Below are 14,401 nucleotides of genomic sequence, written 5' to 3'. Positions count from 1 at the left end.
AGACCACGATGCAGGCGAGGTAGAGCCGCTCCATCGCCGAGGCGTAGGCGGCTCGCATGCGCTTACTGGGTGTCCTGGATGCGCTTCAGCAGAGCGGCGTACTTGACGCCGTACTTGTCGCGGATCGGCTGCGTCGCCTTGTAGAACGCCGCCTTGTCGGCGACGACGAAGCTCACGCCCTTGGCCTTGAGGTCGGTCTCGGCGGTCTTCGTCTTCTCGTCCCAGAGCTGCCGCTGCTCCATCTGCGCCTCGCGCGAGAGCTTCTTCAGCATCGCCTGGTCTTCGGCCGACAGGCCGTCCCAGGTGCGCTTCGAGAAGATGAAGATCTCGGGAATGATCAGGTGCCCGGTCAGGCTGTAGACCTTGCTGATCTGGTAGTGGTTCTGCGCCAGCAGGGTCGGCGGGTTGTTCTCGGCGCCGTCGACGACGCCGGTCTCGAGGGCGCTGTAGAGCTCGTTGAAGCCCATCGCCACGCCGCTGCCGCCCATCGCGTTCATGGTCTCGACGAAGATCGGGTTGCCCATCATCCGGATCTTCTGGCCCTTGAGGTCGGCCGGTGTCGCCGCCGCCTTCTTGCCGTAGACGTTGCGCACGCCGGCGTCCATCCAGCCGAGGGCGACGATGCGCGACGCCGGGTTGGAATTGATCTTGTCGAGCAGCTCGGCGCCGATCGCGCCGTCGATCACCTTGCGCATGTGGTTCTCGTCGCGGAAGATGAAGGGCAGGTTGAAGACGTTCAGGTCGTCGACCACCGGGCCCATGGCGCCGACCGAGATGCGCGCGATCTGCAGCGCGCCGACCTGCGCCTGCTCGATCATCTCCTTCTCGCCGCCGAGCTGCATCGACGGGTACATCTGGATCGAGATGCGGCCGTTCGTCTGCGCCTCCAGCTTCTTGCCCATGCGCTGGATCGCCTCCACCGTCGGGTAGCCGAGCGGGTGCACGTCGGAGGCCTTCCAGACCACCTTCGCCTGCGCCGATTCCGCGGGCGCGGCGAGCAATGCCGCCGCGGCGACGACGCCGCCGGCGAGGATCCGGATCAGTTGACGCTTGTCCATGACTTGTCTCCTGGGTTGTCGTGAAGGATCACTGAGTGGCCGTGAGGCCGCCGTCGACGTACAGGACCTGGCCGGTCACGAAGGACGCGGCCGGACTGCAGAAGAAGAGGGCCGCGCCGACCACGTCTTCCGGCTCGGCGACGCGGCCGAGCGGGATGCGGGCGAGGAGGCGATCGCGCGTGGCCGGGTCGGCGAGCCAGTGCCGGCCCATCTCGCCGCGCACCACCGTCGGCGCGACGCCGTTGACGGTGATGCCGTGCGCCGACAGCTCGACGGCGTGCTGGCGGATGAGCATGACGAGCGCACCCTTGGTCGCGCAGTAGGCGGAGTAGCCGCGATCGCGCATGCCGAGCACGGCGCGCACCGAGAGCACATGGACCTGCCGGCCCGGCGCGCGGCCGGCCGCGGCGGCGGCGGCCTGATGGCGGGCGGCGGCCTGGGCCAGGAACATCGCGCCCTTGAGATTGACCTGAACGACTTCGTCGAAGGCGGCTTCGGTCACCTCGGCCAGGCGCTCCTCGCGCTGGATGCCGACGCAGTTGACGAGCAGGTCGAGCCCGCCGAAGCGCGTGGCCACCGCGTCGACCGCGGTCGCGATCGACGCGGCGGCGTGCGCGTCCATGGCGAAGCCGATCGCGTCGTGGCCGGCACGGCGCAGCGCCCCGGCGAGCGCTTCGGCCCGGTCCGCGCTGCGGCCGGCGACCGCGACCCGCGCACCGGCCAGGGCCAGCCCCCAGGCGATCGCTTCGCCGATGCCGCCGTAGCCGCCGGGCACGAAGGCGACGCGGCCGGCGAGGCTGGCCCGGCCCGCGAGCGTCGTGGCGTAGTCCGGCCTGGGTGCAACGGGTTCAGGCATGGGCCGCTCGTCGGCGTCAGTCCATCACCAGGCCGCCGTTGAGATCGAGGATCTCGCCGGTGATGAAGCCCGAGAGCGGCGAGGCGAGGAAACGCACCGCGTGCGCGAACTCCTCGGGCTCGCAGAAGCGGCCGACCGGGATCTGGCGCAGCAGCGACTGCCGCTGCGCCTCGTTCAGCTGCTCGGTGACCATCGGCGTCCGCACGTAGGCCGGCGCGATGGCGTTGGCGGTGACGCCGTGCGCCGCCAGCTCGCGCGCGAGCGAGAAGGTGAGCGCGCCCAGCGCACCCTTGGACACGGCGTAGGCAGTGCCCGCGGTGAGGCCGCCGGTCTTGGCGGCGAGCGAGCCCGTGTTGACGATGCGGCCCCATCGGCGCGCCTTCATCGCCGGCACCACCGCCTGCGCCCAGTAGAAGGCGCCGTCGAGGTTGGCGCCGAGGACGCGCCGCCACTCCTCGACGCTGGTCGCTTCCAGCTTGTTGTTGGAGAGGATGCCGGCGTTGTTGACGAGGATGTCGACCTCGCCGAACGCCTGCACGACGCGGCCGTGCGCCGCCGTCACCGCGCCGGCGTCGGCGATGTCGCAGACCACGGCGAGGACGCGGTCGCCCAGGTCGCACACCTGCGCGCGCAAGGGCTCGGCGGCGATGTCGACCAGGGCGACCCGGCAGCCGTCGTCGACCAGCGCGCGCACGACGGCACGCCCCATGGTGCCCGCGGCGCCGGTCACCAGCGCCACCCTGCCTTCGAGCGGTCGGTTCGTCATGTGTCGAGGATGCTTTTCTTGCCGAAGAGGCCGCGCGAGCGGAAGGTGACGACGGCGATGAACAGGAGGTACATCGACAGCAGCGACCATTCTGAAGCGTAGGCGCCGGTCAGGCCGACCGCCAGCCCGACGAGCAGCCCGGCGGCCACGGCGCCCCACAGGCTGCCGACGCCGCCGAGGACGATGATCAGGAAGGCCGGCACCACCGCGTCGACACCGACCTGCGGCCGCACGCCCCAGATCGGCGCCATCACCACGCCGGCGATCGCCGCCAGGCCGACGCCGAGGGCGAACACCATGAGGCGCAGGCGCGACAGGTTGATGCCGAGCGCGCGCACCATCTCGCTGTCGTGCGCGCCGGCCTTGACGATCGAGCCGTAGGGCGTCTTCTCGAGGAAGAACCAGAGCAGGCCGATCATCGCGATGGCGAAGCCGGCGGCGAAGAAGCGGTAGCGCGAGTAGAGGAGGTCGCCGACCAGGACCGCCCCCGAGAGCGCCTCCGGCACCGGCATTTGCTGCTCGCCCGAGCCCCAGACGACGCGGATCAGTTCCTCGATGACGAGCGCCGCGCCGAAGGTCAGGAGCAGCCCGTAGAGCGGGTCGCGCCCGTAGGTGCGGCGCATGCAGAGCTCGAGGCCCATGCCGAAGACGCCGACCAGGATCGGCGCCAGAAGCAGCGCGACCGCGTAGCGGGTGCCGAGCGGCAGCGCCAGGTAGGCGGCCTGCAGCTCCGGGAACCAGCCCAGCTGCGGCGTGATCGCGAAGATCGCGAAGTACATGCCGAGCGCGAACAGCGACCCGTGCGCCAGGTTGATCGTTTCCATGACGCCGACGATCAGCATGAAGCCGAGCGCGATCAGCGCGAACAGCAGCCCCAGCGACACCCCGTTGACGAGGTGGGGCAGGAGCTGCTGCACGGCACTCACGGCTTGCCGCTCACTGCTCGTAGCTCGGCGTTGCCGCCATCGTCTCCAGCTTGCAGGCGCCGGCCGCCTCCTTGTCCTCGACGTCCTGCGGCGACACCTGGGCGAGGATGCGGTAGATGTCGTCCTTCTCGGTCGGCTTGTCGTTGTAGCTCGCCATGTAGATGGTCTGCTGCATCTGGTGCGTGGCCGGGTTCATGTACGCGTCGTGGTGCTGCATGCGGTCGCGTGCCGAGACCTTCAGGGTCTCGAGCTCCTGGATCACCTTCAGGTTGTTCGTCGTGCCGGCCCGCTCGACCGCCTTCAGCAGCTCGCGCGTCGCCATGTAGCCGTTGTAGTAGACGTTGCCCGGCGTCTTGATGGCGATGCCCGGGTACTGCTTCTGGTAGGCAGCGACGAATTCGGGGACGCCGGGCAGGTCGAGCTTCCAGTACCAGTTGGTGCCGAACACGCCGAAGATCGCGTCCGGGCCGAGGCCGTAGACGTCGGGCCAGTCCTGCTGGTTGTTGATCCAGGCCGGCTTCATGTTCATCTTCGACTGCACCACCTGCTGGCGCAGCGACTTGATGTCGTCGCCGCCGACCGCGGTTGCGACCACGTCGGGCTTGATCTGCTGGATCTTGAGCAGGTAGGAGGCGAAGTCGCGCGTGTTCTGCGGCACGAGCAGCTCGTCGACGACCTTGCCGCCGTTGGCCTCGATGATCGCCCGCGTCGCCTTCGAGGTCGTGTGGCCCCAGACGTAGTCGTTGGTCAGGAGCAGCCAGTTCCTGCCGTTGACGCGCATCGCGTTCTTGACGATGGCGTGCGAGAAGTTGGTGCCGTTGCCGTCCCAGACGAACTTGACGCGGTGGCAGTCCTTGCCGGCCTCGGTCGGCGAGCTCGAATTGGTGTTGAGGTAGACGCAGCCGTATTTCTGCGCCACCTGCGAGATCGCGTTGGCGACGCCCGAGTGGACGGCGCCGATCAGGAACGCCGCCTCGTTGCGGGTGATCATCCGCTCCGCGATGCGCGTTCCGGTGGCTGGCGTCGTCTCGGTGTCCATGTGGATCGCCTCGATCGTCCGGCCGAGGACACCCCCTTTGGCGTTGAACTCCTTGATGGCCATCATGGCGCCGAGCCGCTCGTCGGCGCCGGAGGCTGCGTACTGGCCGCTCGCGTCCATGGTCAGGCCGATGACGAGGGGCTTCTTCTGGGCCGACTGGGCCCAGGCGCGGTTCGTCTTCCACGGTCCGTAGAACGGCGCCACGCCGTAGAGGCCGGCACCGGCGACGGCGAGTGCCGAGGTCCTGAGAAGCTTGCGCCGCGCGGCATTGCGTGCCTGGCTGTCCTTGCCTCGTGAATCGCTGCTCATGGTCGTCTCCGTTCGTTGATGTGACGCGGCGCTTCGTGGCGCCGTCGGGTGGACGCGGCCGGCTTCAGCCGGGGCGCGGGATGATCCTGACCTTCGCCGTCAGCTCCTGGGCCTCGAACAGCGAGGCGATGTAGCGCTCGCCATAGCCGAGGTTGCTGGCCTGCACGAAGCTCTGGTGCGCCGCCTCGGCGACGAAGCTCGGCACCGGCAGCGATTCGGCCAGGTGGGTGTAGTAGCGCAGGTCCTTTTGCGCGTTGGCGATGGCGAACTTCAGGCCGCCGAGATCGCCCTGCAGCATCCTGCCGAACATCATCTGGAAGATGCCGGAGTTGACGCCGCCGGCGCTCACCACCTCGAACAGCTTGGTCAGCGGCAGGCCGCTCTTGGCGGCCACCGCGGCGGCCTCGGCGATCGACGCCGCCGCCGTCATGGCGAGCATGTTGTTGATCAGCTTCAGCACATGGCCGGTGCCCGGCGGTCCGACGTGGAACACGTTCTCGCAGAAGGCCTGCAGCACCGGCTTCAGCATCTCGAAGTCGGCCGGCTCCGCGCCGACCATCGTGTTGAGGCGGCCCTCCTCGGCCTCCTTCGGCGTGCGGGCCAGCGGCGCGTCGATGTAGCGGGTGCCGCGGCTGCCGAGGTCGGCCCGGATGCGCTCGGTCGACGACGGCTCGGCCGTCGACGTGTCGACGATCACGAGCCCGGGCCGCGCCGCCTGCGCCAGCCCGTCGGCGCCCCAGACGATGGCCTCGATCTGCGGCGAGCTCGAGACGCAGATGAAGACGATGTCGCTCTGTCGCGCCACCTCGGCATCGGTCGCCGTCTCGACGGCGCCGGCCCCGAGCAGGTCGCCCAGGCGCTCGCGGTTGCGATGGGCCTTGAAGGTGAGCGGGTAGCCCTTGGCGAGCAGGTTCTTGGCCATGCCGTGGCCCATCATGCCGATGCCGATGAAGCCGATCCTGGTGGTCATGCGGTGTTCTCCAGAAGTGGGTGCGCGGCGGTCCGCGCGTCCTCGCGTGCCCGCTGCCAGAGGCGGACGAGGCGGCCGTAGCGATCGGCGACGGCGGCGATCACCGCCTCGTCGGCCATGCGTCCGGCGAACCAGGCGACGGCCGCCTCCGCGAAGATCGAGCGACCCACGGCGAAGCCCTTGCAGCGCGCGTGCGGCGCCGCCAGCGCGAAGCTGTCGGACAGTGCCGCCTCGCTCGCCTCCATGCCGAGCAGCAGGATGCCGCGGCAGTGCGGGTCGTGCGCCTCGATGCAGTCGTCCAGCAGCTGCCAGGCGCGCGCGTCGGCCGGCGGCGGCAGCTTCCACCAGTCGGGCCGCACGCCGGCGGCGTAGATCTGCGCCAGCGCCCGCGCCAGGGTGTCGGCTGCGGCCGGCAGCTCGCGCGGCGGAATGACCTCGACCAGGAACTCGCGGTCGGTGCCGATGCAGGCCTGCTGCAGCGTGCGCAATTGCGCCATCTGCGCCTCGCGCAGCGGCGCCGGATCATCGGGGTGGTGGTTGACGAGGCACTTGGCCAGGTGCTCGGTGGGCCACTCGCGCAGGGCGAGCGCCAGGCCGTCGCCCGCTTCGAAGGCGAGCGGGCGCGAGCCGGGCCGCTCGACCGGCCGCGCGACCCAGCAGCTGCCGCCCGTGTGCGCGGGCAGCACGTCCTCGCCGTAGCGATCGTCGACGATGATGCCGGCGCCCAGGCCGGCCGGCAGCGTCGCCGCGCCGAGCCGCGCGCCCGCGGCGAGCAGGCCCTAGAAGCGGGCGATGCGCGCCCCGGTGTCGGCGTCGCCGGCCGGCGGGCCCGCGTCGCGGGCGATGTCCTCCAGCTGCACGCGGTGGTCGAAGGCGAGCACGGCCAGCTCCGGGTACTCGCGCAGGCGCGTCGTGACGCGGTGCAGGTGCTCGAGGTCGGCGTCGTGGCGCAGGGCCCGCTGCGGCGAGCCGTGCGCGAGGAAGTGCTGCAGCTCGGTCCAGCTCGGCATCGCCGGCGCGCAGCCGTGCCGCGACACGACCAGCGCGCCGCAGGCATTGGCCCAGGCGCAGCAGGTGGCGAGCGGCTCGTCGCGCAACCAGCCGCGCAGGAAGCCGGCCATGAAGGCGTCGCCGGCGCCGAGGACGTTGAAGACCTCGACCGGAAAGCCCGGCCCGCCGAGACCGTCGTCGAGCGCAGCCGGAATCGCCGCGGCGAAGACGATGCAGCCCATCGGCCCCCGCTTGAGGACCAGGGTCGCGCGCGTCAGCTCGCGCAGGCGGCGCAGCGCGGTCAGGGTGTCGGGCGAGCCGCCGGCGATGCAGATCTCTTCCTCGGTGCCGACGATCAGGTCGCACGCGGGCACGACGCCCTGCAGCTGCCGGCTCACCGCCGCCGACTCGACGTAGCGCTGCTCGCCGAGGCCCGGCGCGGTCAGGCCCCAGAGCACGGGCCGGTAGTCGATGTCGAGGACGACGCGCGTGCCGCCGCCCTGGGCGAGCGCGATGGCGCGCGCGCAGGCGGCGAGCGTGCCCGGCCGCGACAGGTGCGTGCCCGAGAGCAGCAGCGCGCTCGCCGAGGCGATGCAGGACGGCTCGACATCGCCCGCCTCCAGGCCCATGTCGGCGCAGTCGTCGCGGTAGAACAGGAGCGGGAACGTGTCGCGGTCGCGGATGCCGAGGAAGACGAGGGCGGTGAGGCGCTTCGGGTCGGTCCGGACCTGGCTCACGTCGACGCCTTCGGCGGCCAGCCGCTCGCGGACGAAGCGGCCGTTGTGCTCGTCGCCGACGCGGGTGAGCATCGCCGGCTTCAGGCCGAGCCGGGCGACGCCGACGGCGGTGTTGGCCGGCGAGCCGCCGAGGTACTTCGCGAACGAGCGCATGTCCTCGAGGCGGCCGCCGACCTGCTCGCCGTAGAGGTCGACCGCGGCGCGGCCCATGCAGACGACGTCGATCGGGCGGGCCGCCGCGGCGGGTGCAGGCACGGACGCGGCAGCGGTGTTCATCGACCGTTCGCCTTGCGCAGCCGCCGGGGACGCGCCGACGGCGTCTTGGCCGGCAGCTGCTGGCCGATGCTGACGACGAGCGCCTGCGCCAGGCACAGCGGCCCGACCAGCGAACGGAACGGCTTGCTGGAATCGTCGCCGAGCTCGAAGCAGATGTCCGCCGCGGGCTTCAGCGGCGACAGGGGGCCGTCGGTGATGGCGACCACCGACACGCCACGGGCGCGGCAGGCGAGCGCCGTCTCCGCCACGACCGGCGTGTAGTTGCGGAAGCTGGCCACGAGAAGCGCGTCGCCGGGGCGGATTACCTGCGTGAACTCGTTCAGCATGCCGCCCAGGCCATCGAGAAGATGCGCGCGCAGCTCGAGCTGGCTGAGCGCGTAGGCGAGGTAGCAGGCGACCGGGAAGGCGCGCCGCTGCGCGAGGACGTGGATCTGCGGCGCGGCGGCGAGCAGGTGCGCCGCGCCTACCAGGCGCGCTGCATCGACGTGCTCCTCGAGCTGCTGCAGCTCGCCGATGGCCTCGCCGACGAAACGGTGCAGGACGCCGCTGTCGTCCGCGCCGCCGCCGCTCCGGCGCATCTGGGCGATGCGCTCGCGGTAGGGCGCGCTGCGCTCCACGAGATGGCTCTGGAACAGCTGCTGCATCTGCGAGAAGCCGCTGAAGCCGAGCGCGTTGGCGAAGCGGATCATCGACGACGGCTGCACCGCGCTGGCCGCGGCGACGGCGGCGACGGTGCCGAGCGCCAGGTCGTGCGGCTTCTCGAGCGCGAAGCGCGAGATGCGCTGCAGCTGCGGCGACAGGGTCGGATAGGCGCGCGTGATCGCCTCCTTCAGTTCCTCGAAGCTGCTCGGACGTGCGGTCACGGCAAATGTCGCTGGTTAGAACAAAAGTTCTTGATGAGAGGAATACTAGAACGTACATTTCTTTCTGTCCACCGTCGTTTCCCGACCATGCCCACCGCACCGGCCCGCGCCGGCTTCCTGCCCCTGCCGATGCTCGTGCTGCTGCTGGTCCTGGCGACCACGCCGCTCTGGCTGGCGCGCGTCGGGCTCTATCAGTACCTCGCCCTCGAGGTCATGATCTGGATGCTGTTCGCGCTGGGCTACAACCTGATGCTCGGCACGACCGGCCTGCCGTCGTTCGGGCACGGCGCCTTCTTCGGCGCCGGCGCCTATGCCTTCGGCCTGCTGCAGCAGCGCGTCTCGGCCAACCTGTGGCTCGACCTCTTTGGCGCCGTGCTCGTGACGCTTCTGCTGGCGGCAATCGTCGGCGCCTGCGTCGCGCACAAGCGCGGCATCTACTTCGCGCTGCTGACGATCGCCTTCGGCCAGGTGTTCTGGTTCGTCGCCGTCAAGTGGCACAGCGTCACGGGCGGCGAGGACGGCCTGCAGAACATCGCCCGGCCGGTCGCCTCGTTCGGCTTCGCCGAGGTGAGCCTGCGCCCGAACCAGTCGCTCTTCTACTTTTGCCTCGGCGTCTTTGCCGTCGCTCTCGTCGTGCTCTGGCGGCTCGTCCATTCGCCGTTCGGGCGCGTCCTCGCCGCGATCCGGCAGAACGAGGTGCGCGCCGCCTTCGTCGGCTACCACGTGTGGCGCTACAAGTGGCTGAGCTTCGTCATCGCTTCGGGCTTCGCCGGCCTCGCCGGCGCGATGTTCGCGATGGCGCAGCAGTCCGCCTATCCGAACGTGATGAGCCTGCACTCGTCGGGCTTCGTCGTGATGATGGTGCTGATCGGCGGCGGCCTGGTCAGCTTCTGGGGCCCGGCGATCGGTGCCGTCTTCTTCATCCTCGCCCGCGACGTGCTCGGCGCCGCCACCGAGACCTGGCTGCTCTGGTACGGCCTGCTGTTCGTCGCGATGGTTCTCTGGAAGCCGGAAGGCATCGCCGGGATCTGGCAGGCCGCGATGCGCGCCCGCGATGCACGTCGCGTCCGCCGCGCCGCCGGGTCGACGGCGGAGCCTGCGGCAAGGCCTGCCACGCTGGGCGCCCATGGCTCTCTTTGAAGCGTCGCACCTGCACAAGCGCTTCGGCGACCAGGTCGTCCTGCAGGACCTGAGCCTGACCTTCGAGGAGGGGCGGCTGTCGGGAATCATGGGCCCCAACGGCGCCGGCAAGACGACCTGCTTCAACGTGCTGACCGGCCGCCACGCCCCCGATGCCGGCCGCGTCCGCTTCGCCGGCGTCGACATCACGGGCCTGCCGCCGCGGCGCATCGCCGAGCAGGGCATCTCGCGCTCGTTCCAGGTCATGAACCTGTTCGACGACGACAGCGCGCTCGACAACGTCGTCATCGCCCTGCCGCGCGTGCGTCGCCAGGGCTTCAACGCCTGGCGCGACCTGCGCACCGACTCGGCCGCGGAGCAGCAGGCGGCCTCGGTGCTGGCGCGGGTCGGTCTTGCCGGCAAGGAGCACGTCCAGGCGAAAGGCCTGTCCTACGGCGAACGGCGGGCTCTCGAGATCGCCGTCGCGCTCGCCGCCGAGCCGCGCCTGCTCTTCCTCGACGAGCCGACGGCCGGCCTCGGCAGCGAAGGAACCGCCCGCCTGGCCGAGCTCATCGGCGAGCTCAAGCGGCTTCTCACGATCGTGATCATCGAGCACGACATGCGCTTCTTGTTCCGCCTCGCCGACACCGTGTCGGTGCTGCACTGGGGCCAGGTGATCGCCGCCGGCACGCCGGCGGAGCTGCGCGAGAACCCGTGGGTGCGGCGATCGAGCCTGGGGGAGGCGTGATGCTGGCGCTCGAGCGGGTCGAGACCTTCTACGGCGACACGCAGGTGCTGTTCGACGTGTCGCTCGAGGTCGCCGGCGGCGAGGTGGTCGCCCTGCTCGGCCCGAACGGCGCCGGCAAGACGACGCTGCTGCGCTCCGTGCTCGGCCTGACGCCGGCGCGCCGCGGCAGCGTCCGCTTCGACGGCCGCGACGTCACCCGCGCGCCGACGCACGAGATCGCCCGCGCCGGCGTCGGCTGGGTGCCCGACGACCGCCGCATCTTCCCGACCCTCACCGTCGCGCGCAACCTGTCGATCGCCCGCAAGAAGACGCGCTTCCGGGCCTGGCGCGAGAAGGAGTGCTTCGAGATCTTCAGCGCCCTCGAGTACCTGCAGCACCGCGAGTGCGAGAACCTCTCCGGCGGCGAGATGCAGATGGTCGCCATCTCGCGTGCCCTGCTCGGCTCGCCGGGCCTCGTCCTCTTCGACGAGCCGAGCCAGGGTCTGGCGCCGAAGGTGGTGCAGGACGTGATGAGGACGATCACGCGGCTGAAGGAAGAAGGCATCGCCGTCCTCCTCGTCGAGCAGAACGTGCAGAGCGCGCTGGCGGTCGCCGACACCGTCTACGTCCTCGACCGCGGCCGCGTCGTGCACCGCGGCGCGGCCGGTGCGCTGCGCGACGACGCATCGCGGCGCGTCGAGCTGCTGGGCGCATGACGATGCCGCCGCTGCTCCACGTCGACCGGCTCGCCAAGCGCTACACGCGCGGGCTGATGCGCCGGCAAATGACGTTTTCGCTCGAGGCCGACTTCCGCATCGACGGGCCGGGCGTGATCGGCGTGATGGGGCCGAACGGCTCCGGCAAGACGACACTCTTCGAGCTGATCACCGGCAGCAACGTGCCGAGCGCCGGCCGCGTGATCGTCGGCGGCCAGGACATCCACGCCGTGCGCTACGGCGAGCGCGACCGCGTCGCCATCCACTACCACCAGTCCTACCAGGTCCGCTCGTTCCGGCGCACCCGTCCCGAGGCGACCATGGCCCGCGCCGCGACCGATTCGCCGCGCGTTCACCTCTTCGACGAGCCTCAGTTCAACACCCAGGACGGCTACATCGGCTTCATGCTCGACTTCTTCCGGACGCTGCGCGCCCGTGACCGCCTCGTCTTCCTCTGCCTGCATCCGAACGAGCCCGTGCACCTGGACATCCTGCGCGAGTGCTGCGAACGCTTCATCTTCGTCAAGGCCGGCCGGCTGAGCTTCGCCGAGTCGTTCGCTGCGCTCGTCGCCGACGCGCCGGTGCGCGCCTACCTGGGCGGGCTCGCGCCGCCTCGCCCGGGAGCGCCCGATCAGAGCGGCAGCTCGGTGAAGTAGCGGCCGCCGTGGAAGATGAGCGGCTGCGCGCCGTCGCGCCGCTCGCAGTGCTCGACCTCGCCGACGAAGATGACGTGGTCGCCCTCCTCGTAGCGGCTGCGGTTGAAGCACTCGAAGGCCGCGGCCGTGCCTTCGAGCACCGGCGCCCCGCCGCGCCCCTCTCTGAACGGCACGCCGGCGAAGCGGTCGATCGAGCGGCTGGCGAAGCGCGTCGCCAGGTCGTGCTGGTCGGAGGCGAGGATGTTGATGGCGTAGTGCGAGCCCTGCTCGAAGACCGGCATCGTGCCGGCGACCCGGGCCAGGCTCCACAGCACCAGCGGCGGGTCGAGCGACACCGAGGCGAACGAGTTGGCGGTGATGCCCACCGGCAGCCCGGCCGCATCGCGCGCCGTCACGATGGTGACGCCCGTCGCGAAGGTGCCGAGCGCGGCGCGGAACTGGGTGCTGGAGAAGGCGCGGGGCGTTGCTTTCGCCGGGGAGCGGGCCATGCGCCGATTGTCGGCGATGGATCGGCGGTGCCGTGCTCAGCGGCGCGCCGACGCCGTCCTCTCGACCTGCGGCCGGTACGCGCGCGCCGGGACGCTCGCCGGCTCGAACGAGCTCAGGCGTTCGCCGGCCGGGATCAGGGCGTTGCCGGCCTTCGCCAGCATGACTTCGTCCTTGACGTCGGCACGGGCGCGAAGCGACCTGGCGGCGACGGACGGCGTCGGCCGGTCGCCGGCCCGCACCAGCTCGCCATCGGCGCTGGCCTGCAGCACGGCGGCCTTCACGGTGGCGCGGTCGGCGGTGCCGGGCCCGGTGGCGAGGACGAAGGACCTTTCGCCGGCGGGCATCAGCTCGCCGGCGGCACGGGCTTCGATCACGGCAGCCCGCACGTCGGCGCGGGTCGGGCCGGGGTCCGAGGCAGAGGCGTGCGGGGCGGCCCAGGCCGAGGCGAGCGCGGCCAGGGCGATCGAGACGAAGACGGAGGGACGGGCAATCATGATGAACTCCTTGGCGGTGATGGATGGCTTCGACCCGGGGACTCGGGCTGCCGTCGCAGAGCGGCAGGCAGGGTCAATGTAGGAAAGCCGAGCGCGCGTGCCGAGTGCGCACTGCACTCGGCGCGAGTGCGGTATTCACGATGGCCGCTCCCTAGACTCGGGCGATGACATTCCCGGCTGGCCGTGCGGCCACCGCGACGCGCCTCGATGCCGCGTCCCTGCATCGGCTGGCGGCGGTCACCGTGCTCGGCTTCGCCTCGGGCCTGCCGCTCGCCCTCACCGGCCAGGCCATGCAGGCCTGGCTCGGCGCCGAGGGCGTGGGCCTGGCGACGATCGGCTTCCTGAGCCTGGTCGGCCTGCCCTACACCTTCAAGTTCCTGTGGGCGCCGCTGATGGACCGCTTCGAGCTGCCCTGGCTGGGGCGCCGGCGCGGCTGGCTCGTCCTGACCCAGCTCGGCCTCGCCGCGGCCCTGTTCTGGATGGCGGCGACGCCGCCCGCCGGCGCGATCCGCGCCTTCGCGCTGCTGGCCGGCCTGGTCGCCTTCATGTCGGCGTCGCAGGACGTGGTGGTCGACGCCTACCGGACCGACCTGCTCGCCAGCGCCGAGCGCGGCCTCGGCTCGTCGGTCAACGTCCTCGGCTACCGGCTGGCGATGATCCTCTCGGGCGGCATCACCCTGATCTGGGTCGACCCGGCGCAGGGCGGCGGCTGGTCGTGGCCCGAGGTCTACCGCGTGATGGCGATGCTGATGGCCGGCGCCGCCGTCGTCTCGGCGACGCTGCTGCCACGCCTGCCGTCGGCCGCCGCGCCGACCAGCGTCGCCCGCAACGACCTGATCGGCTTCCTTGCCGTCGCTGCCGCGGTCGGCGTCGGCTTCGTCGTCAGCGACCGGCTCGGCCGGGCCGCGATCGAGGCCGTGGCTGCTGCCTGGCGCGGCGCGGCGGTGGCGCCATCCGGCGCCGGCGGCTGGATCGATCTCGCGGTGCTCGGCGTCGGCATCGCCGTGACCCTGCCGCTGGCCGCCTGGGCGGCCCGCGCGGCCCGCTTCGACACCCTCCTCGGCGGCCTGCGCGATTACTTCGTCCAGCCCGGCGCCGCCGCATTCCTCGCCTTCATCGTCCTGTACAAGCTCGGCGACGCGTTCGCCGGCTCGCTGATGACGCCGTTCCTGCTCCAGGGCATGGCCTACGGGCCGGCCGAGGTCGGCGTGGTCAACAAGGTGATCGGCCTCTGGCTGACGATCGGCGGCGCGCTCCTCGGCGGCGCGTTGATGCTCAAGCTCGGCCTCTGGCGTTCGCTCATGCTGTTCGGCCTGCTGCAGACGGCGAGCAACCTCGGTTTCTGGTGGCTCTCGGTGAGCGGCAAGGGGGCCTTGCCCGGCCTCCTCATCCCGGCGTTCGACATCGGCA

14 protein-coding genes and 1 pseudogene are annotated in these 14,401 nt (G+C 71.1%); 5 read left to right on the top strand and 10 right to left on the bottom strand.

The features are described 5' to 3' along the window. Nucleotides 1-62: 62 nt before the first annotated feature. The 8 genes and pseudogenes from AC30N0_RS05515 to AC30N0_RS05480 form a co-directional block, all read right to left on the bottom strand. Entirely contained in the window at nucleotides 63-1,058 is a 996-nt protein-coding gene (locus AC30N0_RS05515; RefSeq protein ID WP_489516924.1) for a TRAP transporter substrate-binding protein, read from the bottom strand. Between the two features lie 28 nt (nucleotides 1,059-1,086). Beyond that, nucleotides 1,087-1,914 (bottom strand): SDR family NAD(P)-dependent oxidoreductase, encoded by an 828-nt coding sequence (locus AC30N0_RS05510; protein ID WP_489516923.1) that lies wholly within the window; start codon nucleotides 1,912-1,914, stop codon nucleotides 1,087-1,089. A gap of 16 nt (nucleotides 1,915-1,930) precedes the next feature. Further along, on the bottom strand, nucleotides 1,931-2,680 hold the full coding sequence (locus AC30N0_RS05505; protein ID WP_489516922.1) for an SDR family NAD(P)-dependent oxidoreductase: 750 nt from the start codon (nucleotides 2,678-2,680) through the stop codon (nucleotides 1,931-1,933). Then, on the bottom strand, nucleotides 2,677-3,606 hold the full coding sequence (locus AC30N0_RS05500; RefSeq protein ID WP_489516921.1) for a branched-chain amino acid ABC transporter permease: 930 nt from the start codon (nucleotides 3,604-3,606) through the stop codon (nucleotides 2,677-2,679). The genes AC30N0_RS05505 and AC30N0_RS05500 overlap by 4 nt, the downstream gene beginning before the upstream one ends. Before the next feature lie 10 nt (nucleotides 3,607-3,616). After that, nucleotides 3,617-4,954, bottom strand: a complete 1,338-nt coding sequence (locus tag AC30N0_RS05495; protein ID WP_489516920.1) for an ABC transporter substrate-binding protein — start codon at nucleotides 4,952-4,954, stop codon at nucleotides 3,617-3,619. A 64-nt stretch (nucleotides 4,955-5,018) separates the two neighbouring features. Then, complete coding sequence (locus AC30N0_RS05490) at nucleotides 5,019-5,924, bottom strand: NAD(P)-dependent oxidoreductase (protein WP_489516919.1); 906 nt, start codon at nucleotides 5,922-5,924, stop codon at nucleotides 5,019-5,021. Then, a pseudogene (locus tag AC30N0_RS05485) lies at nucleotides 5,921-7,927 on the bottom strand (bifunctional 5-dehydro-2-deoxygluconokinase/5-dehydro-2-deoxyphosphogluconate aldolase). Before AC30N0_RS05485 ends, AC30N0_RS05490 begins: the two are co-directional and overlap by 4 nt. Next, nucleotides 7,924-8,790, bottom strand: coding sequence for a MurR/RpiR family transcriptional regulator (locus AC30N0_RS05480; RefSeq protein WP_489516918.1), 867 nt, complete (start codon nucleotides 8,788-8,790; stop codon nucleotides 7,924-7,926). Before AC30N0_RS05480 ends, AC30N0_RS05485 begins: the two are co-directional and overlap by 4 nt. A gap of 87 nt (nucleotides 8,791-8,877) precedes the next feature. Between AC30N0_RS05480 and AC30N0_RS05475 the strand changes: the two genes are divergently transcribed. Genes AC30N0_RS05475 through AC30N0_RS05460 form a run of 4 tightly spaced genes read left to right on the top strand, consistent with a single transcriptional unit; the run spans nucleotide 8,878 to nucleotide 12,008 of the window. Beyond that, complete coding sequence (locus AC30N0_RS05475; RefSeq protein WP_489516917.1) at nucleotides 8,878-9,930, top strand: branched-chain amino acid ABC transporter permease; 1,053 nt, start codon at nucleotides 8,878-8,880, stop codon at nucleotides 9,928-9,930. Beyond that, nucleotides 9,917-10,657 carry an ABC transporter ATP-binding protein gene (locus tag AC30N0_RS05470; protein ID WP_489516916.1) on the top strand — a complete coding sequence of 247 codons (741 nt, stop codon included), beginning with the start codon at nucleotides 9,917-9,919 and terminating at the stop codon, nucleotides 10,655-10,657. The genes AC30N0_RS05475 and AC30N0_RS05470 overlap by 14 nt, the downstream gene beginning before the upstream one ends. Then, nucleotides 10,624-11,352, top strand: a complete 729-nt coding sequence (locus AC30N0_RS05465) for an ABC transporter ATP-binding protein (protein ID WP_489516915.1) — start codon at nucleotides 10,624-10,626, stop codon at nucleotides 11,350-11,352. Before AC30N0_RS05470 ends, AC30N0_RS05465 begins: the two co-directional genes overlap by 34 nt. Then, nucleotides 11,349-12,008: an ATP-binding cassette domain-containing protein gene (locus AC30N0_RS05460; protein WP_489516914.1), complete on the top strand. Its 660-nt coding sequence runs from the start codon at nucleotides 11,349-11,351 to the stop codon at nucleotides 12,006-12,008. Before AC30N0_RS05465 ends, AC30N0_RS05460 begins: the two co-directional genes overlap by 4 nt. Here AC30N0_RS05460 and AC30N0_RS05455 read toward each other — a convergent pair. Then, nucleotides 11,984-12,496 (bottom strand): flavin reductase family protein, encoded by a 513-nt coding sequence (locus AC30N0_RS05455; RefSeq protein WP_489516913.1) that lies wholly within the window; start codon nucleotides 12,494-12,496, stop codon nucleotides 11,984-11,986. The two genes, AC30N0_RS05460 and AC30N0_RS05455, sit on opposite strands and share 25 nt — an antisense overlap. Before the next feature lie 36 nt (nucleotides 12,497-12,532). Beyond that, nucleotides 12,533-12,991: a DUF4148 domain-containing protein gene (locus AC30N0_RS05450; RefSeq protein WP_489516912.1), complete on the bottom strand. Its 459-nt coding sequence runs from the start codon at nucleotides 12,989-12,991 to the stop codon at nucleotides 12,533-12,535. A gap of 164 nt (nucleotides 12,992-13,155) precedes the next feature. On the opposite strand from AC30N0_RS05450, the gene AC30N0_RS05445 reads away from it, so the two are divergent. Beyond that, the coding region (locus tag AC30N0_RS05445) for an MFS transporter (RefSeq protein WP_489516911.1) at nucleotides 13,156-14,401 on the top strand (1,246 nt) is incomplete at its 3' end.

Origin of the sequence: Rhizobacter sp. (assembly GCF_031412495.1) — a bacterium.
Classification (GTDB): domain Bacteria; phylum Pseudomonadota; class Gammaproteobacteria; order Burkholderiales; family Burkholderiaceae_C; genus Schlegelella_A.
This window is presented reverse-complemented; position numbering and strand designations above follow the sequence as displayed.